This is a genomic window from Methylophaga sp. F7, from assembly GCF_056863975.1.
Map to the genome: position 1 here is coordinate 1739671 of NZ_CM166511.1, position 22589 is coordinate 1762259.

A 22589-nucleotide genomic window follows, 5' to 3' on the forward strand; every position below is an offset into this window, starting at 1 on the left:
TGGTTTCTGTGAGTTACCAATTTAACTAGCTTTAGCACGTTGATAGTGCTCCAACTCGTTAAAGTTCAGATAACGATAGATCTCATGAGCCATTGGCTGAATACCGGCAACTTTCTCCAGATATTCGGCAACTGTTGGAATACGCCCCAAACTGGCCACTACCGCCGCGAGTTCTGCAGATGATAAATAAACATCGGCTCCATTACCCAGACGATTCGGGAAGTTACGGGTAGAAGTTGAGACCACTGTGGCATTATCAGCCACCCGTGCCTGGTTACCCATGCATAACGAGCAACCCGGCGTTTCAGTGCGGGCACCAACACGACCAAAGATACTGTAGATACCTTCTTCCGTTAATTGATGCTGATCCATCTTGGTCGGCGGAGCAACCCACAATTTAACGGGCAGATTACCCATTTTCTCCAGCACTTTACCGGCGGCACGATAGTGACCAATATTGGTCATACAGGAACCAATAAACACCTCATCAATGTGAGCACCAGCGACTTCGGATAAGGGTTTGATATCATCCGGATCGTTCGGACAGGCCAGTAATGGCTCTTTGATTTCATTCAAATCAATCTCGATAACCGCAGCGTATTCTGCATCAGCATCCGGCTCAAGCAATTGAGGATCAGCCAGCCATGCACGCATGGCATCTATGCGACGTTGCAGTGTTCTGGCATCGGCATACCCTTCTGCAATCATCCATTCCATTAATGAGATATTGGAATTCAAAAATTCAATGATCGGTTCTTTATTTAATCTGACAGTACAACCATTAGCACTACGTTCTGCCGATGCATCTGACAGTTCAAATGCCTGCTCGACTTTCAGATCTGGTAAACCTTCAATTTCCAAAACACGGCCATTAAAGATATTTTTCTTACCTTTCTTTTCAACCGTCAGCAATCCTTCCTGAATAGCCGCATAGGGAATAGCATTCACCAGGTCACGTAACGTGATACCGGGTTGCATTTCGCCTTTAAAACGGACTAATACTGATTCCGGCATATCCAATGGCATTACGCCAAGCGCAGCGGCAAACGCTACTAAACCTGATCCAGCAGGGAAACTGATACCAATCGGGAAACGGGTATGCGAATCACCACCGGTACCAACGGTATCAGGTAAGATCATCCGGTTTAACCAGGAATGAATAACCCCGTCACCAGGACGTAATGACACACCACCGCGGGTACTGATAAATTCCGGTAATTCATGCTGTAATTTGATATCAACCGGTTTTGGATAAGCCGCGGTATGACAGAAAGACTGCATCACCAAATCAGACGAGAAGCCCAGACAGGCTAATTCTTTCAACTCATCACGGGTCATTGCCCCAGTTGTATCCTGCGAGCCGACGGTGGTGACTTTAGGTTCACAATAGGCACCTGGACGCACACCTTCCACACCACAGGCCACACCGACCATCTTCTGCGCCAGCGTAAAGCCTTTATCACTATGAACAGGTTCTACAGGGCGTTTGAAAACATCTGATGGTGGCATACCTAATGTTTCGCGAGCTTTATCGGTTAAACCACGACCTATAATCAAAGGGATACGGCCACCGGCACGTACTTCATCAGCAATAGTGGTTGGCCGTAAAGTGAATTCAGAAACGACATCACCGGCTTCGTTATAAATTTTACCTTCATATGGCTTGATCGTAATGACATCACCTGTTTCCAGTTGATCGACATTACATTCGATTGGCAAGGCACCAGAGTCTTCCGCGGTATTAAAGAAAATAGGCGCAATGTTATTCCCTAAAATAACACCGCCCTGGCGTTTGTTCGGGACATACGCCACATCGTGCCCCATGTGCCAGAGCACTGAATTGATCGCAGATTTACGCGAAGATCCGGTACCAACAACATCACCGACATAAGCAATGGGATGACCCTTTTGTTTCAGCGAGATAATGGTATCCAGCGCGTCAGGCATTTTGCTGACCAGCATCGCTTTGGCATGTAACGGGATATCAGGACGACTCCAGGCTTCTGTTGCTGGTGATAAGTCGTCGGTATTAGTTTCACCCGGGACTTTCAATACAGAAAGCGTAATCGCTTCAGCTAACGGTGGTCGGGATAAAAACCATTCAGCTTCAGCCCAGGATTGTAAAATGCGCTTGGCGTATTGGTTGGTTTCAGCTTTTTCCACTACATCATGGTAGGCGTCATAAACCATAACAATCTTGGAAAGCGCTTTTTCTGCTGCCTCTGCGGTTGCGTCATAATCCAGTAACTCAATCAGTGGTTGGATGTTATATCCCCCCATCATGGTACCGAGCAGTTCAGTCGCATAAACCGGTGTTATCAAATCACATTGTGTTTCCTGTTTGGCAATCGCCGCCAGAAAACCCGCTTTTACATAAGCTGACTTATCCACGCCGGGTGGAACGCGGTGAATCAGTAGCTCAAGCAGTGCTTCTCTATCGGTATTTTGAGGTTGTTTAAGCCCTTCAATGATGTCAGATACCTGTTTTGCATCTAACGGCAGAGGCGGTAAACCCTCTGCGGCACGCTCTTCAACATGTTTTTGATATTCTTGCAGCACGAAAACGCTCCGAAGTTGAAACTAAGATGGCCGTTATTTTAACGCAAATTCACAAAGCAAACTGAATCAAATCCAGAATCAGGACTGAGTTCTGCTATAATTTCGGCCAATTTTCAGCTTATTTTTAATGGAGTTTTCATGGAATTAACTGCTCTTACTGCCATCTCGCCAGTTGATGGTCGTTATGCCGATAAAACAAAGGCTTTACGCCCCTATTTCAGTGAGTATGGTCTGCTGCGAGCCCGTGTTGAAGTGGAATGCCGCTGGTTACATTTACTCGGCGCCAATGCAGATATCCAGGAAGTACCTAAACTGAGTGAAGACGCCGAAAAATTCCTCAACGATTTGATGAATGATTTCTCGGTAGAAGACGCGGCTGAGATTAAAGCTATCGAACGTGAAACCAACCATGATGTGAAAGCGGTTGAATATTTCATTAAACGTAAATTCAAAAACAATGCCGAGCTGGATGCGGTAAATGAGTTTGTTCATTTTGCCTGCACATCGGAAGACATCAATAATACTGCTTACGGCATTATGCTTAAAAATGCCCGGGAAAACGTTATTCTGCCGGAAATGGACACCTTAATAGGTGCACTGAAGAAACTGGCACAGGAACAGGCTGAAACACCAATGATGTCTCGCACTCATGGTCAACCGGCCTCTCCCACCACACTGGGTAAAGAATTAGCCAATGTTGTAAAGCGTCTTGAACTGCAACGCACTCACGTCGCCGCGGTTTTACTTTACGGGAAAATGAACGGTGCAGTCGGTAACTACAATGCCCACTATGCGGCTTATCCTAATGTGGACTGGCCAATGATGGCCAATGCGTTTGTCACTGGACTGGGACTGCGCTGGAACAAATACACCACCCAGATCGAACCGCATGACTATGTTGCTGAACTGTTTCAGGCAATGATTCGTTTTAATACCGTGCTGATTGATTTCTGTCGTGATGTCTGGAGTTACATCTCCATTGGTTACTTCAAACAAAAAACCGTTAAAGGCGAAATCGGTTCATCCACCATGCCACATAAAGTTAACCCAATTGATTTCGAAAATGCAGAAGGTAATCTGGGTATTGCCAATGCGACTTTCGATCATATGGCAATGAAACTGCCTATTTCCCGCTGGCAGCGCGATCTGACTGACTCCACCGTTTTACGCAATATCGGCGTCGGTTTTGCTCACTCCATGCTGGCTTACAGCTCTGCACTGAAAGGTATTAGCAAATTGGAAGCTGCTCCCGAAACAATGGCTGCAGATTTAGATGCCAACTGGGAGTTGTTAGCGGAACCTATCCAGACGGTTATGCGTCGATATGGAATTGAGAATCCTTATGAAAAGCTCAAAGAATTAACTCGTGGACAGAGAGTCAACAAACAAATCATGCATGAATTTATTGATACTCTAGATTTGCCAGATGCCGCTAAATTTGCGTTAAAAGAAATGACGCCTGCAAGTTATATCGGTAACGCTGTTGAACAGGCAAGAAACTGTTAAATGACTGATAATTCTAACCAGGCCGACACTAATCAAATCATCGCATTTGATGGAAAACATGAGGCAGCTGCGGCTGCCTTGGCTTTGGTTGAAACTGCCCATCGGGAAATCTGTTTTCTGGGCAGTGAGATGGATATGGTTCTACTTGATCATCCGTTAGTAATCGACTGTTTGAAACAACTTTGCATCAATAGTCGCCGTACGCAGATAAGAATATTAGTAGATGAAACCCAAAGTAGCATTATTAATTCCCATCGACTGCTACCGTTAATAGCTAAACTCACCAGTTCGATCAGCGTGAATATTCTTTCAGAAAAACAACAACGACCAAAAAATATAGTGATGTTGGTGGATCATTCCGGCTATTTACGTTGTCTCAACAATCAACGCTATCAAGGTCAGGCTAATCTGCATGATCCTTTGATAGTCCGGGAACTCAAACAACAATTTGAAGAATGCTGGAATCACAGCTCTGCAGATGTTGCGACAAGGCGGTTACATTTATGAAAATCATCTTTTCGCTAGTGTTTTTCTTGCTGGCATTACCCGCCCACGCCGATCAAATACGCACCATTGAATTGCAACATCGACTTGCGGCGGAAATACTGCCCATGATTGAACCCATGATAGACAACTACACAACCATTAGTGGCCATGACAATCTGTTGATTATCAAAAGTTCGACACAAAATTTTCAGGAAATAGAGCGTTTGGTCAAACAGCTCGATAGCAGGCAGCAGAGCCTTACAGTCACAGTGCTGCGAACCCAGCAACAGTTAAATGATGAACATTTTGCCGATGATCAACTTAATATTGATTTAGAGAACCCGAAAAATTCATCCGTGGAAATAAATCGCTGGTCCACCAAAAACAGTCGAGAACGGGATCAGCAGTACCAGGCAAGGGGTATTGCCGGTCAGCCTATTGATATACAAATGGGCCGCGCTGTCGCTGATAATCAGCAACAGCTTATTTTTTACCCTCATGGTGGTATTGCAGTTCAGGAAACGACCCAGTACATTCAACTGGATAATGGCTTTCAGGCAAGAGTGAATATTCTCGGCAATCAACAGGCCCGGGTCGATATCCTGCCATTATTCTCTAAGATGCAGCGTAATGGTGATATCTCAACAACCAGCTTACTGACCACGGTCAATGGTCCGCTAAATCAATGGATTTTAATTGGCCAGATTGGTGAACAACAACGCCAGCAAACGAATACAAAAACCTATCGCAGTCATCAGGATGAACAACAATGGCTGTATCTCAAAATTGAACTTAACTGAGTACCCCTGCAAAACAATGGATATAAAACAAGCGATTCAAACTCGTCGCTCGGTCAAACACTATGACCCGGCACATCAAATGACTGAAGCAGAAGTTAATGAGTTGATGGAACATGCCATCCTCTCACCTACTGCGTTTAATATTCAGCACTGGCGATTTGTCCGGGTAAAAGATGCTGAAAAACGCCAGCAAATTTTGGAAGCCGCATGGGGGCAGGCCCAAGTAGTAGATTCCTCTTTACTGCTGGTTTTGTGCGCTGATTTGAATGCGTGGGAAAAACAGCCTGAACGCTATTGGCAACATGCTCCACAGGCAGCACAGAATGCCATACTGCCAGCGATCGAAAATTATTATACCAACCATCATCAAGGCCAGCGTGATGAGTGCGTTCGCTCGGCCAGCATTGCAGCCATGAATATTATGTTGATGGCAAGAGGCATGGGATATGATTCCTGCCCGATGGATGGCTTTGACTTTGATAAAGTCGCCCGCATCATCAATTTACCGCATGATCATATTATTGTGATGATGATTACCGTTGGGAAAAAGCTTGAAGATGCACGTCCTCGAGCGGGCCAGTTACCACTCGAAGAAGTGTTTTTTACGGATAGTTTTTAATCAGATAATTGGCGGCGGCGCATCAGAAACATGGTTGCGTCCGCTGCGTTTTGCCAGATAAACCGCCCGATCAACACGCTGCAGGAAACTGTCAACGCCTTCACCAGGGACATACCGCGCCACACCAAAAGACATGGTGATTGCACCAAGTGGTTCACGGGTATCCTTGCGTTGGATTCGTTTGCTGGCAATATCCTGACGAATGCTCTCAGCCAGCTGACGGGCGTTTTGCACACTGGTATTAGGCAAAATAACAGCAAATTCCTCACCGCCATAGCGGGCAACCAAATCACGACCTTTTAATGATTTTCTCAACAACTCAGCAATCACTCTGAGCACTTGATCTCCCACTAGCTGGCCATGTTTTTCGTTGATAACACTGAACAAATCAATATCACAGAAAATGACCGACACATCCATGCCGTTAATATCTGCATCACGGGTCATCTCGTTGATTAGCTCATCAAAATGTTTACGATTAGCTAATCCAGTCAAACTATCGGTTATCGATTCACGTCGGGAATCACTTAACTCTTTTTTCAATGCAGCAACTTCTGCCATCGCACTGTTTAACTGCTCGTTGAGCAATTCCCCAGACGAAACGGCCAGTCGGGTTTCAATAAGCACTTCTTCAATGAGCGTATGCAGTTGCTGACGGTTTAAGTCCGGTTGCAGGCGACTCAACATGCTTTGTAAATGACTGTTGCTTCGATCGGTAGTAGTGACGCCCGTATAGATATAGTTCAAGGTCTGTTTGAGAAGACGCGCCAATTCCTGACGCATCTCAAACATCGCAGCTCTATCTTTATCCTCGTCAAAGAACTGTTCGTGTAATAAACGGATTTGCTGTTCAGTAATTTTTCCCGTCAGTTCGATTTCATTATCTACGGCCTCTACCAAAGCCATATTCGTACCGGAAACGTACTCAAACCAAAGCGCATAATTTGCCGGAGTTGGAGCGATTTTATATTGGTTCATTTTTGAAAACGCAAGCCGCATCCATTCGGCAGTCCGCTCTTCATATTCGCTATGTTTCATAAGTACTCCGACAAAATCCGTATGCCTATCTTTTCTTCTTCCCTGCTATTTTTAACCTTAACGCATTAAGTTTGATAAAACCTTCTGCATCTTTCTGATCGTAGGCACCAGCATCATCTTCAAATGTGGCGATGGATTCATCAAACAGACTGTCGGTGGCTGACTGTCTGCCAACAACTATGACGTTGCCTTTATACAGTTTTATTCTGACATCACCATTCACGGATGTCTGTGATGCATCTATCATTGTCTGCATCATCTGCCGTTCCGGTGCCCACCAGTAACCGTTATAAATCATGCTGGCATAACGTGGCATCAGTTCATCTTTCAAATGAGCGACTTCGCGATCCAGTGTTAATGACTCAATCGCACGATGCGCTCTGAGCATAACCGTTCCTGCAGGTGTTTCATAACAGCCACGTGATTTCATGCCCACATAACGGTTTTCAACGATATCCAGTCGACCTACCCCATTTTCACCAGCGACTTTGTTCAGATAAATCATCACCTGAGCAGGCGTCATACGCTCGCCATTAATGGCAACGATATCGCCCTTTTCATAACTCAGTTCAAGGTAGGTTGCTTTATCAGGGGCATTTTCCGGTGATACAGACCAACGCCACATACTTTCCTCGGCTTCAGCCCATGGATCTTCGAGAATACCTCCTTCGTAAGAGATATGCAGCAGGTTGGCGTCCATTGAATAAGGCGATTTTTTGCCTTGTTTCATTTCAACTGGAATACCGTGTTGTTCAGCATAATCCAACAGTTTTTGCCGTGATAACAAATCCCACTCACGCCACGGAGCAATCACTTTAATGTTCGGGTTCAGACCATACGCCCCAAGTTCAAAACGCACCTGGTCATTGCCTTTACCAGTCGCGCCATGCGAGACAGCTTCTGCACCGGTTTGAGCCGCAATCTCAACCAGACGTTTGGCAATCAAAGGACGTGCAATTGATGTACCTAAGAGATATTCACCTTCGTAGATGGCATTGGCACGAAACATTGGGAACACATAATCACGAGCAAATTCTTCACGTAAATCTTCAATGTAAATTTCTTTAATGCCCAACGATTTTGCTTTGGCTCGTGCTGGCTCAACTTCTTCACCCTGACCCAGATCAGCTGTAAAGGTCACTACTTCACATTGATATTTATCCTGCAGCCATTTAAGAATAACGGAAGTATCCAGACCGCCAGAATAGGCAAGAACGACTTTTTTGATGTCAGACATGGGGGAAGAAATCCTGTATCGAAGAAATTAAAAATTGGTGCGTTATTGTATCAAAATCCACGTAAAGCAAGCACTTCTCTTGCAGCCTGCCGTTTATCGCCTTTACAGCTTATTGTCCGAGGTGCATCAAGAAATTTCAGGGTAAACCCTAAGTCACGATAGAGTTTTTTGATTTTATCCGTTGCCTGATTTGACAGTACCACTGGTCCGTCGTGATTTGCCAGCCACTCGGCTAATCGAACCTGGTCATCCCAGTCAAACCCCTGCTGGGAATATTGCCGAAATGGCACATCGTAGGGCGGATCAGCATAAATAAAATCATTCTGTCGGATATCCAGCTGGGCAAAATCCATATTGCTGAATTCCCACTGATTTAATACCGATTGGTAAGGCGCAAAATCGCTTACATAATTGATTGTTTTGTAACGACCAAATGGCACGTTGTAACCACCCGTTTTATTAAAACGACATAGGCCGTTATAACCAGTGCGATTCAAGTAATAAAATAATTGAGCACGTTCAGCGTCTGTATGTGCTGAAATATCATTGAACTGTTTACGATATTGGTAATAGAGCTGCTCATCATTTGCCAGTGGCAAATCAATTGTCAGACCTTGCTGCAGTTGCTGATAAAAATTGATTAAAGCCGGGTTCAGATCATTTAACAATGCTTTATCAGGATTTAATCCCAACGCTACAGACAATCCACCGCAGAAAGGCTCGACCAGTCGATGATCCGGAAACTGTTTCCATAATTTCAACAGTCTGGGAATTAACCAGCGTTTGCCACCAGCCCATTTTAGCGGAGGTTTAAGCAAAGAAGCTTCTCTGGTCATAGCTGATTTATCACCGCTCGGTTCCGCTGCATGAAAAGCAGTTCATTACTGATTACTATATGAGGTTATTTATCCGTTCGAGACAAAAAGTCTCGAACGGATAGACTGATATTACTTGGAATGTAATGTTTTACGAGGTGGAATCAAATCCGTAATATTGCCTTCAGCCATTTCCGCAGCAAAGGCAAACGTTTCCGACAAGGTTGGATGTGGATGAATGCTTAATCCGATATCTTCTGCATCAGCCCCCATTTCCAGTGCCAATACCGCTTCAGCGATTAATTCACCAGCATTGGGCCCGACAATACCTGCACCTAATAAACGCCCGGTTTCTTTATCAAACAAGGCTTTGGTCAGACCTTCATCACGATCGAAACTCAAACTACGACCGCTGGCAGCCCATGGGAAGGCACCTTTAACGTAATCAATGCCCTGTTTTTTCGCTTCATCTTCGCTGAGACCCATCCAGGCAACTTCAGGATCAGTATAGGCAACTGAAGGTATCGTCATCGGATCAAAGGCCACTTTTTTACCGGCAATATGCTCAGCAGCAACCTTACCTTCATGTGTTGCTTTATGAGCCAACATCGGTTGACCGACAATGTCACCAATCGCATAGATGTGCGGCATATTGGTCTGCATCTGCTGATTGACCTCAATAAAGCCATAATCATTTACATCCACACCAGCAGCTTCTGCATTAATCAGTTTACCGTTGGGTGAACGGCCCACTGCGACCAGAATCTTGTCGTAGGTTTGTGGGTCCGGTGCATTATCACCTTCAAAGGTGACCTTCAGACCAGATTTTAACGCGTCGATTTTGCTGACTTTGGTTTTCAGATAAATCGCTTTGTATTGTTTCTGGATATGGTTATGTAACGGTTTAACTAGATCCTTATCAGCACCGGGGATCAGGCTGTCCTGTAATTCGACTACACTGATTTCAGAACCCAGAGCGTTGTATACGGTCGCCATTTCAAGACCGATAATGCCGCCACCAATGACCAGTAGCTTCTTAGGAATATCTTCGAGCTCCAGTGCATCAGTAGAATCCATCATTCGTGGATCATCATTGGGAAATACCGGAATTTTCGTGACACGTGAACCCGCAGCAATAATGCAGTTTTCAAAACTGATGGTTTTATCGCCATCTTCCGTTTTGACCTGCATTACGTTGGTACCGGAGAACTGTGCTTCACCATGTACTACAGTTACTTTACGTTGCTTGGCCAACGCTGATAATCCTCCCGTCAGCTTGCCAACAATTCCGTCTTTCCAATCTGCGACTTTGCGAATATCAATTTTCGGTGCGCCAAAGGTCACCCCATTTTCAGCAATATGTTTTGCTTCATTAATTACGTGGGCGGTATGCAATAGAGCTTTTGAAGGAATACAACCAACATTCAGACACACCCCACCAATTCGTTGGTGACGTTCAATCAGAATCACCTGCTTGCCTAAATCAGCAGCACGAAATGCTGCCGTGTAACCACCGGGACCGGAACCTAATACAACTATTTCAGCATGCATATCAGCATCGGTAGGTACTTCAGATTTAGTTACAGCTGCTGCTTTGGGTTTTTCAGCAGGCTTTTCTGTTTCAGCGGGTTCTGACTGAGCAGTTTCTGCTTTAGGTGCTTCAGGTTTTTCTTCAGCTGCAGAATCCGCTTCGCTTTCAACAGAGAGAATGACATCACCCTGAGCGACCTTATCACCCACTTTTACGTTGATAGACTTAATGATGCCGGCAGCTGAACTTGGAATCTCCATCGCGGCTTTGTCAGATTCAAGCGTAATAATGTCCTGATTTTCACTAACTGAATCACCTTCAGCAACCAGGATTTCAATAATTTCAACCGCATCAAAATCGCCGATATCCGGTACTTTGACTTCAATCAAACTCATAACAAGACCTTTCTGATATCAGACAACATGTTATTCAGCATCACCGTAAAGCGTGCACCGGCAGCGCCATCTATCACTCTATGATCATATGAAATCGACAATGGCAACATCAGTCGTGGTTCAAATTCTTTTCCGTTCCAGATTGGTTTCATCTGGTGTTTACTGACGCCAAGAATGGCGACTTCAGGAGCATTCACAATCGGGGTAAAGAATTGACCACCGATACCGCCAAGGCTGGAAATAGAGAATGTTCCGCCCTGTAAATCCTTGGCTGTTAATGTTCCTTCACGGGCCCGGGAACTGATTTCGCCCAGTTCACCGGCAAGTTCGAGAAAGCCTTTTTTATCAACGTCACGAATCACCGGCACCATCAAACCGTTTGGCGTATCAACAGCCACACCAATGTTGTAATACTTTTTGTAAATCAGGCTTTGTTTATCTTCGCTTAACGAAGCATTAAATTCCGGATACTGTTTCAAACAAGCAACAACGGCTTTCATAATGAATACCAATGGTGTCAGGCCGACACCTTTCTTGGCAGCCATTTCTTTGTTTTCTTGGCGGAATTCTTCCAATTCGGTGATATCAGCTTCATCAAACTGTGTGACATGTGGAATATTTAACCAGCATGCATGCAGATGTTTGCCGGAAATTTTCTTGATCCGTGATAATTCTTTGCTTTCGATTTCGCCAAACTGTTCAAAGTTAATGACTGGAACCGATGGAATACCAGTGCCTTCAGCAGCTTTTGGTGCAGGTGCATTCATCACCTGTTTAACAAAATTCTGCACGTCTTCTTTGGTAATACGGCCTTTTTGACCACTGCCGACAACTGCAGCCAAAGGAACACCTAATTCACGTGCAAACTGCCGTACTGAAGGTGATGCATGTGAAGGTTTTTTAGCTGAACCGGTATCCGGTGCATAAGGTAATGTTTCAGTTCTTTCTGGCTCAGGATTCGCTACTGTAGGAGTAGGAGTTGGCGCCGGTTTACTCTCAGCCGCAGCAGGTTTTTCTTTCTCTGCTGGTTTGCTCTCAGCTGCTTTTTCAGCCGGCTTTTCGTTTTCTTCAGCACCGGCATCAGAAGATTCAATCAAGGCAATAACTGAACCTTCACTGACTTTATCACCCACTTTGACTTTCATTTCCTTAATGGTGCCGCTTAACGATGATGGAATTTCCATCATCGCTTTATCGGATTCAATGGTGATCACTTCCTGATCAGCATTGATTGAATCACCTTCAGCAACTAACACTTCGATAATTTCGACACTGTCAAAATCACCAATGTCCGGGACTTTTAATTCGATTAAATCTGCCATGTTTTAAACCTTCACTGGATTCGTTGCGTCAGCATCAATCTTGTACTGTTTGATGGCTTTGGCAACCACATCATATTTAATAGTGCCTTCATCAGCCAGCGCGCTGAGCGTAGCAACAACCACATGATAACGATCCACTTCAAAGAAGCTACGTAATCTTTCACGGGTATCACTGCGGCCAAAACCATCAGTACCCAAAACAACATAACGTTGTTTGATCCAGGGACGTAATTGCTCAGCATACAGACGCATATAATCTGTGGAAGCCACCACAACCCCATCCTGCTCATCCATGCATTGTGAAATGTAGCTGCGTTTTTTCTCAGCAGTTGGGTGCAGACGGTTATAACGATCAACATCCATGCCTTCACGAACCAGTTCGTTCACACTGGTCGCACTCCATACATTGGCAGAGACATTCCAGTCTTTCTCAAGCATTTCAGCCGCGGCTTCAACTTCACGCAAAATGGTACCGCTACCAATCAATTGCGCTTTAACTTTGTGTTTTCCGCCAGATTTAAGCTTATACAGACCTTTTATGATGCCCTCTTCCGAACCTTCAGGCATTGCCGGGTGAGTATAGTTTTCGTTCATCGCGGTAATGTAATAGAACACACCTTCCTGATTTTCGTACATCCGGCGCATACCTTCATGAACGATAACAGCCATTTCATAGGCATAAGTCGGATCGTAGCTCAGGCAGTTAGGAATGGTATTAGCCAGAATCAGACTGTGACCATCCTGATGCTGCAAGCCTTCACCATTTAATGTCGTGCGACCTGCTGTACCACCGATGAGGAAGCCTTTGGCCTGAATATCACCAGCCAACCAGCACAAATCACCTACCCGTTGGAAACCAAACATTGAGTAGTAAATATAGAACGGAACCATATTCACGTTGTAGTTGGAATAAGCCGTTGCTGCAGAAACCCACTCAGACATCGAACCGGCTTCGTTAATACCTTCTTCCAGGATCTGGCCTTTGGTGTCTTCGCGATACCACATGACCTTGCCTGAGTCTTCTGGTTCATACATCTGGCCGGAAGATGAATAGATACCAATCGAACGGAACAAGCCTTCCATACCAAAGGTACGTGCTTCATCGGGCACGATTGGAACGATGTTTTTACCGATTTTCTTATCACGAATTAATGCGGTTAATATCCGGACAAAGGCCATGGTGGTAGATAACTCACGATCACCACTGTCTTTCAGTACTGCATCAAAAATGCTTAATGGCGGAATTTCCAATGCAGGGGCACTGTGATTCCGTTTAGGGATAAATCCACCTAATTCTTTACGACGTTCCAGCAGGTACTTTTTCTCCGCGCTGTCATCATCCAGTTTGATATATGGAATTTCTTCAATTTCATCATCAGGAATAGGAATATTGAAACGATCACGGAAGCGTTTCATGTGCTCCAGTTCCATTTTTTTCTGCTGATGCGTTGTGTTCTGACCTTCACCCGCCTGCCCCAGACCATAACCTTTAACGGTTTTAGCCAGGATAACAGTTGGTTGGCCGACATGATCTACTGCTTGTTTATAAGCTGCGTAAATCTTGCGTGGATCGTGACCACCACGACTCAAATGCCAGATATCCTCGTCGGTCATGTCTGAGACCATATCGAGCAATTCCGGATATTTACCAAAGAAGTGCTTGCGCACATAGGCGCCGTCTTTGGCTTTGTAATTCTGATATTCGCCGTCAACCACTTCTTCCATGCGTTTCAGCAACCAGCCATCGGTATCACGAGCCAGCAATTGATCCCAGCCGCTGCCCCAGATGACTTTTAATACATTCCAGCCAGCGCCACGGAATAAGGCTTCCAGTTCCTGAATAATCTTGCCGTTACCACGAACCGGACCATCAAGACGTTGCAGGTTACAGTTCACTACAAAGATAAGGTTGTCGAGTTTTTCACGACCGGCCAGAGTGATTGCACCCAAAGATTCCGGTTCATCCATCTCGCCATCGCCTAAGTAAGCCCATACATGGCGGCCTGCTGTTTTGGCAATTTCACGATGATGCATGTACTTCATGAATCGTGCCTGGTAGATCGACAGAATCGGTCCGAGCCCCATTGATACTGTTGGGAATTGCCAGTAATCAGGCATTAGCCATGGATGTGGATAGGAAGACAGGCCTTTGCCATCGACTTCAAAACGGAAATTATCCAGTTGTTCTTCGGTCAGACGACCTTCAAGGAAAGAACGGGCGTAAATACCCGGTGCAGAGTGACCTTGAACAAACACCATATCGGCACCGTCTTCATGATCATTACCTCTGTAGAAGTGGTTAAAACCGACATCATAAAGTGTTGCGGCTGATGAGAAGCTCGCAATATGTCCACCGACTGCGCCAGGTTTCATATTGGCTTTAACCACCATCGCCATCGCGTTCCAACGGATATAAGAGCGTAGTTTATGCTCCATTGCCTGGTCACCGGGGATACGTTCCTGCTGATCCACCGGAATGGTATTAACGTATGCAGTATTGGCACTGTATGGCAGGTTTACCCCACTACGGCGGGCCTTATCAATAAGTTTTTCAATAATGAAATGGGCTTTTTCGTCACCGGCCGCTTCCAGCACAGATTCCAGAGCGTCCAACCATTCTTGCGTTTCTTGTGGATCGTGATCGACAAAATCAGTCATATATACCTTCTTAAATCTCAACGCGATAAATTACAGCCGCACATTGTAACAGTTTTTGTTTAATTCACACTGCAGCACGCCGACAAAAGCGTGCTACAGCGCCATTCTGACAAGAAAATCAAAACCTTGTGGAAAAAATTTATAACAAAAAACTGCTGTAAAAGCCGGTTAAATAAGCTTTATGAAGCGGCTGATTGACTACGCCTGCGCTGGCTGAATACCCTGAAGCCAAGCAACAGGATAGCAATGAAAAAATAAATTAATGGTTCAGTTTTATCTTGCTTGACCAGCATATAAAAATGCACACAAGAAAGCACGACAATAAGATAAATTAAATAATGTAATTTTTTCCAGCGACGACCACCAAGGCGTTTCATCATCTTGTCGGTAGAGGTAACCGTTAATGGAATCAGCAAGACAAAGCTGATAAAACCAATGGTTATAAAAGGACGTTTAACAATATCCAGCCATATCTCCTGTACATCAAAAAACTGGTCCAGTCCGAGATACAGCAGCATATGCACGCTTGCATAAAAGAAAGCAAAAAGTCCCAGCATTCGGCGAAAGCGGATAAAGTGATTGATACCCGTCAGTTTACGTAGTGGTGATATCAACAAAGTCACCATAATAAAGCGCAATGCCCATACGCCGGTGTCCCGAGTTACCGCTTCTATAGGATTAGCACCCAGCTTATCGGTCAGCAATGCATAGATCAGCCAGCTAAGTGGTAATAACGAAATGATAAAAACCAGCCGTTTCAGACTGGTGATATGTTTTTGCATCAGAAATATCGTTTAAGATCCATGCCGCTATACAGCTCTGCGACTTCGTCTCCATAGCCATTGAACATCAGCGTTTCGCGTTTAAGAAACTCACCAATGCGTCTTTCCCGTCGCTGGCTCCAACGTGGATGGTTCACATCCGGGTTTACATTTGAATAAAAACCATACTCACCGGCATTGGCCTGAACCCAGGCGGTTAATGGCATTTCTTCAACAAAACGGATCCGCACGATGGATTTGATGCTTTTAAAACCATATTTCCACGGTACCACCAGACGGATCGGCGCCCCGTTCTGCCCCGGCATTTCACGGCCATACAGACCAACAGCCAGCAACGTTAGAGGATGCATGGCTTCATCCATGCGCAATCCTTCACGATAAGGCCAATTTAGCACACGACGACGTTGTCCCGGCATCTGCTCAGGATCATACAGCGTGGTAAATTCAACAAATTTGGCTTTGGAGTTGGGTTGAGCCTGTTTAAGGATTTCGGCTAACGGAAAACCTACCCAGGGAATCACCATCGACCAGCCTTCGACACAACGCAGACGATAAATACGCTCTTCCAATGTCTGGGTTTTGATTAGCTCACTATAATCATATTTACCTGGTTTATCACACTCACCATCCACAGTAATCATCCATGGCTCGCTGCGATCAGGAAAATCGGCGGCTAATGCCGAGGGAGATTCCTTGTCAGTGCCAAATTCATAGAAATTGTTATAGGTGGTAATAGATTCATATGTCGTTGTTTTTTCCTCAGTGGAAAAATCGCTTTGCTGCAAATCAGTAAAAGCTTCTCCGTTTGGTGCTTTAGCAGCGAAACTCAGTGGCATTGCACTTGCTGCAGCCAATCCCGCTGCACCATTAATAAATTGTCGACGGTTCAAATAGACCTGATAGTCCGTGACTTCTGACTCAGGAATATCCCACGAATGTTTTTTACGAATCCACATGATGCACCTCATTTGCCATATAACGTTTGGCTAACCAGTAATCAATACTGATATATCGACCAGCCCCGATAAAGAACAATGCCAGCAACATCACAAAATAGGTTGCGGCAAACTCTATACCATTATTGAGTACAACAAAGCTGCCATGTTCCGTCAGCCAGCTATAATTTCCATATTCCTGAAGGATTGATTTGGCCCGGTCCAAACGATCTATCGCTTCCGCCGCGTTTTCAGCAGCAAATGCACTCATCGGATCATGAATTGCTTGCCAGCCGTTTTTCCAGTGCACACTGAACGCAGCAACCAGCATGGTAATCATCAATGGAATGCTGACCCAGCGCACGGCAAGTCCCAACAATAATAAAATAGCGCCAAAATACTCTGCTCCCCAAGCCATATAAGCCATCAGCTCAGGAAACGGTAACCCCAATCCCCAGTCCGGATTAGCAAACCAGTCTATGGTGCTTTGTAATGAACTCTCGGGATTGAATGGATTCCATTTGTTATTGGCAGCTACCCAGAAAACCGGTATCAGGTAAGCTCTCAATAATAAAGGCGCCAAAAAGTCCACTTTACGCGTGGTATTCAATGACCACTGTAAGTTTTTTAACAACTGGATCATAGTGGTTGTCCCTAGAAGAAAAACAGGGGCTTGCAGCCCCTGTTTTTAATATGAATCACAAATACCGGATTATTTATTACCGCATTTTGCTTCACCACATTTGCCTTCAGCATCTTTTTTGCTGTCTTCGCCACATTTGGCTTCACCGCATTTGCCTTCAGCATCTTTTTTACTGTCTTCACCACACTTGGCTTCGCCACATTTCCCTTCTTCGTGATGTTTAGCCAATTGCATGTATCCATGACTTAATTCGGTTGATTGGAATGGATTGCTATCTGCAGCAGCAATTGGTGAAAAAGCCAGACCTGCAGTCATCGCTGCACTGGCAGCCAATGCGATAGAAGTTTTTTTGTTCATAGCCATGTTTAAATTCCTTATGTATTGAGTCACATGATTAACCCGACTTTCATAACCGGGCTTGTTGACATAGACTGACCAGCAAATCATTTGTTACAAACTTTTATGCGATTTTCTGAAAAACACCTGTCTTTTTAGTCAAAAAACATTTTTTGATTGCTGCCTTTCGTTATCGAATTCACTAAGTCGATCACCATACATAAAATGCACTTCGAATGATCGACCACAAACTTTTTTACTTGCAGGCACAAGATGCATCCGTTATTAATATCAGCTGTTTCGTAAGGCCTATACATTTGAGGCATTAGACTAGGCTGCTGGCGTCAGGATTCATTAACAAACATGACAGACAAGCGTGATTCGCACTTCTACGAAAATGATGCCGCATTAATTGATGCCATGCTTGAAGGTGACTCAACCGCTTTTGAAACAGCTGTAGCACTCTATCATCCAAGAATGGTAACCATTGCCAAAGCTATTATAGGGGAAGCCTTCGCAGAAGAGATTGCTCAGGATGCCTGGATGTCAGCCATTCGGTCATTGAGTGAATTTGCCGGTCGCAGCAGCCTGAATACCTGGCTGATTCAAATCACAGCCAATGCCGCCAAAACCAGACTTCGCAGAGAAAAACGACAGGTTTCGCTGGATGAAAACTGGCAGGAAAAAGAAACCGCAGATCGTTTTGATCATACTGGTCATTGGCAAGAACCGGTTTCGCAGTGGGAACTTGAAACACCTGAAGCCATTCTGGCCAACGACCAACTCAGCGATATCATCAGCAAGACTTTTGAACAACTGCCACCACAACAGCAAGCAGTATTGAGCTTGTATGATCTGGAAGGTGAATCAATGTCGGAAATTTGTAATATTCTCGACCTCTCTGCGTCTAATGCAAGAGTATTGCTACATCGTGCACGCTCTGCAATTCAACAGAAAATCGCTCAGTATCAGGATAATGATTAACATGCTTAAATGCCGCCAAATTGAACAACTTGCCAGTGACTATCTGGATAAAGATCTGTCATTTCGGCAACGTATGGCATTCAAGCTGCATTTATTTATTTGTCATAACTGCCGTAATTACGTGCGCCAGCTCAAGATAACTATCACCAGCATCAAATTGATGCCAGCAAACCAAATCATTGTGGATGACAAAACCAAAGCACTGGCGAAAGTGCTTAGAGAAAATGCCAGCAAACAGTAATATGTTGGCTGGCAACTTGCCTTGTTCTAAATTTTATTTCTGATATTTCTGTTTCCATTCTTCATAAGACATGCCATAGACATGCTCACGGGCTGCATCATAGTCCATGGCCACGCCCTGCTCTTCTGCCGCTGCCAGATACCATTTTGAAAGGCAATTACGGCAAAACCCGGCCAGGTTCATCAAATCAATATTCTGCACATCTTTTCGTTCCTGTAAGTGCGCAACTAATCTGCGAAAAGCGGCAGCTTCAAGTTCAGTTTGGGTCTGTTTGTCCATCTTCATTCTCTTCATATAAAAAACAATTCACCTGATGCCCATTTTCCAGCACGGTAATTGAGGGATATTGCTCATGGCAAATGGGCATTACATGTGGGCAGCGCTGATGAAAGTGACATCCTGCAGGAGGGTTGGCAGGTGAAGGCAATTCACCTTTTACCGCAACCTGTATGGCCTGCTTGCCGATGTCCGGAACTGCTGCCAATAAAGCCTGCGTATAAGGATGTTTCGGCGAATCCAGTACTTGCTGACGACTGCCCTGCTCCACTATTCTACCCAGATACATTACGGCAACGCGATGGGCAAGATAATCGACTACACCGATATTATGGGTAATAAACAGAAATGACAGGCCAAATTCATGCTGAATATCGCGTAGTAAATTCAGGATCTGTGCCTGAACAGATACATCCAGTGCGCTGGTAGGTTCATCACAGATAATCAATTCAGGCTCTGTCGCCAAAGCCCGGGCAATACATATTCTTTGGCGTTGTCCACCAGAAAATTCATGTGGATAACGATGGCGAATATCAGGCCTTAAACCAACACGTTCCAGCAAGGAATCAATGTGACTGGACTTTGCTTTCGGATCTTTTCGAATCTCAGTAGCACTGATCGCCTCTTCAATAATCTGCTCAACGGTCATCCGTGGATTCATTGAGGAAAATGGATCCTGAAAAATGATCTGCAGTTCACCACGATAAGGTTTTAACTCACGTTGCGAGAGTCTGTTTAAGACTTTTCCCTGAAAACGTACTTCACCCGCGGTCACCCTGACCAATTGCAGAATGCCCTTTCCTACCGTAGTTTTGCCACAACCAGACTCTCCGACTAACGCTAGTGTCTCAGCGTTATGTATGCTGAGATTAACCCCATCCACAGCTTTAATCTGGCCTACCTGACGTTGCAGGATGCCTTTGCGAATGGGGAAATGAACTTTCAATCCTCTGACATCAAGTGCATGTACCTGTGAAGGAACCACATCCGACAGATGGGATGCATGTAATGGTTTTTTAGTCTCCACTTTCGATGACACTACAGCAGAATCGTATAAGTGACATCGAACCCCGGCTTGATTGCTCTCAATCCACCGTGGTTCATGTTGCTGACAATGATCCCAGGCATGATCACATCGCTCAGCAAAACGACAGCCGACAAAATGCTGATTCAACGGCGGAACATTGCCTTTAATCACCGTCAGGCGCTGTTCACGTTTCTGTTCGCTGGGTAATGCTTCAAATAATTTCTGTGAATAAGGATGCTGAGGACTGTCAAAAAACGTCTGCCTGTCAGCCTGTTCAACGATTTGTCCGGCATACATAACAGCAATCTGATCGGCCATTTGGGCAGCCACACCAAGATCATGAGTGATGAGCAAAATCGCCATACCCGTATCACGCTGAATTTGTTTGAGTAAATCCAGGATCTGTGCCTGAATTGTCACATCCAATGCCGTTGTTGGCTCGTCAGCAATCAGTAATTCGGGTTCGCCAGCCAGCGCCATCGCAATCATCACCCGTTGTTTCATCCCACCGGATAATTGATGCGGATAATCTTTCAAACGGCGTAATGGATCTGGAATTCCTACCGAATCCAGTAATTTAAGGCTTCTCTGCTGTACTTCTTGTGAAGAGAGTTTGAAATGCCAACGCAGCGTTTCACCGATTTGTTGACCAATTGTTAATACCGGATTCAACGAGCTTTGCGGCTCCTGAAAAATCATCGCAACACGTCTGCCGCGAATGGATTCCATGTTCGCTTCAGAAAGTTTAAGCAGATCCTCTCCATCTAACTTGACTTCACCGGCCACAATTCGGCTGGCCGGGTAAGGATTTAAACGCATTAAAGATAATGCACTGATGGATTTGCCACAGCCTGACTCACCTAATAAGGCGAAGGTTTCACCCTGATGAATACGAAAATCAATACCATCAACGGCTTTATAAGGCTGATCTTTGCTATCAAACCAGGTTCTAAGGCCAGTAACTTCTAATAAGACTGGCGAGGTCATCGTGCTTTCTGCATTCGTGGGTCAAAGGCATCGCGTACCACATCAGCAAATAGATTAGCTGCCAGCACCAGTATAAACATCGAGATAAAGGCGGCAGTTAACGACCACCAGACCACTGGTTCTCTTGCCATTTCCAGTCGGGCACTGTTAATCATATTGCCCCAGCTAATCATGGAAGGATCAACACCTACACCAACATATGACAACACCGCTTCAGCCAGTACCAGACCACTGAAATCCAGTACCACAGTAATCAGCACAATATGCATAAGATTGGGCAGAATATGTCGATGCAGGATATTGAAACCACTTACACCCAATGATCTGGCTGCCAGTACATATTCTGCTTCACGCAGTTTTAATGTTTCACCACGCAGAATTCGACATAAACCTGTCCAGCTGGTGACACCAAGAATCAGACAGAGAAACAGTAACCGCAGATCGGCCCGCTCGGCCACGGTGGCAAAACTGTCAGGATGGTTATTGATATAAACCTGTAACATCAAAACGGCTGCAGCAATCAATAACACTCCCGGTATGGAATTCAATGTGGTGTAAATGTACTGGATGAGATCATCAATCCAGCCTTTGAAATAGCCGGCACTGATGCCTAAAAATATCGCCAGCGGCAACATTATCAAGGTGGTCAAAGTGCCAATTGCCAGCCCCGTTCGGATACTTTTCAAAGCCTGATAAAGCACACTCTGACCAACTTTATCTGTTCCAAATACATGATAATTCTGGCTTAAAACAATTAAGGTGATACTCAGCCAGATAAGCATAAAAAGCATCAGATAAAAGGTACGTATCGGATAATCCGAATCGCCGCGTATTATTCGCTTCAGCTCGGCAAATAGATTTTGTTGGTAACGTGTTTTCCGATAGAAAATGTAAATAGCCATGATCAGCAGCATTAACAAAATCGCTGCGGCTGTACTCTTGGCTACGCTTGAAGCGATATCTGTCCACTTTTCAGATTCAGATTGCAGATGCTTTGCGGAGTATTTCAGTTCTGGATAGCTGTATTCCAGCTGCCCTCCCTGAATAATCTGCATTTCTTTGACAAATAAATGCGTAGCAAACGGGGCAGAATAGGTTTTTTCAACCTGGGTGCGAATCGGCGTAACCATCCAGTCAAGCACACTGAGCACTTCAGTTGAATAATGTTGCTGTTCGGTTGTTTCCGAATCCAGTGCGACTCGAAAATGTAATGAGTCCAGAAAGCCAATGGTGACGTAACTGAGCAGAATAATTATCGAGATAACACCACGCTTACGTTGCATTACCGTTATCCAGGGGGAACGTAAATGTGGTTTGCTACGAAGATAGAATATGCCGGCAGTAATAACAGCGAGCAGAAGAAAAATCAGAATGTCGGTCCAAAGGAATACCGGCAGAAAGGGCATGGCTGT

20 protein-coding genes are annotated in these 22589 nt (G+C 44.9%); 6 read left to right on the plus strand and 14 right to left on the minus strand.

The window, feature by feature from the left end:
- Positions 1-21: 21 nt before the first annotated feature.
- The gene (acnB, locus tag AC08OG_RS08870) at positions 22-2559 is read right to left on the minus strand and encodes a bifunctional aconitate hydratase 2/2-methylisocitrate dehydratase (RefSeq protein WP_292399079.1); all 2538 of its coding nucleotides are present in this window, start codon (positions 2557-2559) and stop codon (positions 22-24) included.
- A gap of 138 nt (positions 2560-2697) precedes the next feature.
- On the opposite strand from acnB, the gene purB reads away from it, so the two are divergent.
- Genes purB through AC08OG_RS08890 form a run of 4 tightly spaced genes read left to right on the plus strand, consistent with a single transcriptional unit; the run spans position 2698 to position 5970 of the window.
- A complete protein-coding gene (purB, locus tag AC08OG_RS08875) occupies positions 2698-4065 on the plus strand; it encodes an adenylosuccinate lyase (protein ID WP_292357279.1) in 1368 nt (455 codons plus the stop codon).
- A complete protein-coding gene (locus AC08OG_RS08880) occupies positions 4066-4572 on the plus strand; it encodes a DUF7931 domain-containing protein (protein WP_482929326.1) in 507 nt (168 codons plus the stop codon).
- A complete protein-coding gene (locus AC08OG_RS08885; protein ID WP_292399088.1) occupies positions 4569-5351 on the plus strand; it encodes a secretin N-terminal domain-containing protein in 783 nt (260 codons plus the stop codon). Before AC08OG_RS08880 ends, AC08OG_RS08885 begins: the two co-directional genes overlap by 4 nt.
- Before the next feature lie 16 nt (positions 5352-5367).
- Positions 5368-5970: a nitroreductase family protein gene (locus AC08OG_RS08890; RefSeq protein ID WP_292357285.1), complete on the plus strand. Its 603-nt coding sequence runs from the start codon at positions 5368-5370 to the stop codon at positions 5968-5970.
- On the opposite strand, the gene AC08OG_RS08895 is transcribed toward AC08OG_RS08890, so the two are convergent.
- The 10 genes from AC08OG_RS08895 to AC08OG_RS08940 form a co-directional block, all read right to left on the minus strand.
- On the minus strand, positions 5971-7008 hold the full coding sequence (locus tag AC08OG_RS08895) for a GGDEF domain-containing protein (RefSeq protein ID WP_482929327.1): 1038 nt from the start codon (positions 7006-7008) through the stop codon (positions 5971-5973). It lies immediately after the preceding gene.
- 25 nt (positions 7009-7033) lie between these two features.
- The gene (locus AC08OG_RS08900; protein WP_292357288.1) at positions 7034-8245 is read right to left on the minus strand and encodes an argininosuccinate synthase; all 1212 of its coding nucleotides are present in this window, start codon (positions 8243-8245) and stop codon (positions 7034-7036) included.
- Between the two features lie 50 nt (positions 8246-8295).
- Complete coding sequence (locus tag AC08OG_RS08905; protein ID WP_292357289.1) at positions 8296-9081, minus strand: DNA adenine methylase; 786 nt, start codon at positions 9079-9081, stop codon at positions 8296-8298.
- Between the two features lie 111 nt (positions 9082-9192).
- Entirely contained in the window at positions 9193-10986 is a 1794-nt protein-coding gene (gene lpdA, locus AC08OG_RS08910) for a dihydrolipoyl dehydrogenase (protein ID WP_482929328.1), read from the minus strand.
- The gene (gene aceF, locus AC08OG_RS08915; RefSeq protein WP_292399100.1) at positions 10983-12308 is read right to left on the minus strand and encodes a dihydrolipoyllysine-residue acetyltransferase; all 1326 of its coding nucleotides are present in this window, start codon (positions 12306-12308) and stop codon (positions 10983-10985) included. The genes lpdA and aceF overlap by 4 nt, the downstream gene beginning before the upstream one ends.
- Positions 12309-12311: 3 nt before the next feature.
- The gene (gene aceE, locus AC08OG_RS08920; protein ID WP_292357295.1) at positions 12312-14966 is read right to left on the minus strand and encodes a pyruvate dehydrogenase (acetyl-transferring), homodimeric type; all 2655 of its coding nucleotides are present in this window, start codon (positions 14964-14966) and stop codon (positions 12312-12314) included.
- 179 nt (positions 14967-15145) lie between these two features.
- On the minus strand, positions 15146-15748 hold the full coding sequence (locus tag AC08OG_RS08925) for a protein-methionine-sulfoxide reductase heme-binding subunit MsrQ (RefSeq protein ID WP_482929329.1): 603 nt from the start codon (positions 15746-15748) through the stop codon (positions 15146-15148).
- Complete coding sequence (gene msrP / locus AC08OG_RS08930) at positions 15748-16704, minus strand: protein-methionine-sulfoxide reductase catalytic subunit MsrP (RefSeq protein WP_482929330.1); 957 nt, start codon at positions 16702-16704, stop codon at positions 15748-15750. The genes AC08OG_RS08925 and msrP overlap by 1 nt, the downstream gene beginning before the upstream one ends.
- Entirely contained in the window at positions 16691-17326 is a 636-nt protein-coding gene (locus AC08OG_RS08935) for an HvfX family Cu-binding RiPP maturation protein (RefSeq protein WP_292357301.1), read from the minus strand. Before AC08OG_RS08935 ends, msrP begins: the two co-directional genes overlap by 14 nt.
- Before the next feature lie 69 nt (positions 17327-17395).
- Positions 17396-17689: an HvfA family oxazolone/thioamide-modified RiPP metallophore gene (locus AC08OG_RS08940; protein ID WP_292357303.1), complete on the minus strand. Its 294-nt coding sequence runs from the start codon at positions 17687-17689 to the stop codon at positions 17396-17398.
- Positions 17690-18025: 336 nt separating this feature from the next.
- Here AC08OG_RS08940 and AC08OG_RS08945 point away from each other — a divergent pair, with 336 nt between their 5' ends.
- Complete coding sequence (locus AC08OG_RS08945; protein WP_292357305.1) at positions 18026-18646, plus strand: RNA polymerase sigma factor; 621 nt, start codon at positions 18026-18028, stop codon at positions 18644-18646.
- 1 nt (position 18647) lies between these two features.
- Positions 18648-18887, plus strand: a complete 240-nt coding sequence (locus AC08OG_RS08950; protein WP_292357307.1) for a zf-HC2 domain-containing protein — start codon at positions 18648-18650, stop codon at positions 18885-18887.
- A 33-nt stretch (positions 18888-18920) separates the two neighbouring features.
- Here the strand turns inward: AC08OG_RS08950 and AC08OG_RS08955 are convergent, their stop codons facing one another.
- From AC08OG_RS08955 to AC08OG_RS08965, 3 genes are read right to left on the minus strand one after another with little or no spacing between them, the layout of a single operon-like run.
- A complete protein-coding gene (locus AC08OG_RS08955) occupies positions 18921-19166 on the minus strand; it encodes a DUF1244 domain-containing protein (RefSeq protein WP_292357309.1) in 246 nt (81 codons plus the stop codon).
- Positions 19144-21177 carry an ABC transporter ATP-binding protein gene (locus tag AC08OG_RS08960; protein WP_482929331.1) on the minus strand — a complete coding sequence of 678 codons (2034 nt, stop codon included), beginning with the start codon at positions 21175-21177 and terminating at the stop codon, positions 19144-19146. The genes AC08OG_RS08955 and AC08OG_RS08960 overlap by 23 nt, the downstream gene beginning before the upstream one ends.
- Entirely contained in the window at positions 21174-22583 is a 1410-nt protein-coding gene (locus AC08OG_RS08965; RefSeq protein ID WP_482929332.1) for an ABC transporter permease, read from the minus strand. The genes AC08OG_RS08960 and AC08OG_RS08965 overlap by 4 nt, the downstream gene beginning before the upstream one ends.
- Between the last annotated feature and the right edge of the window lie 6 nt (positions 22584-22589).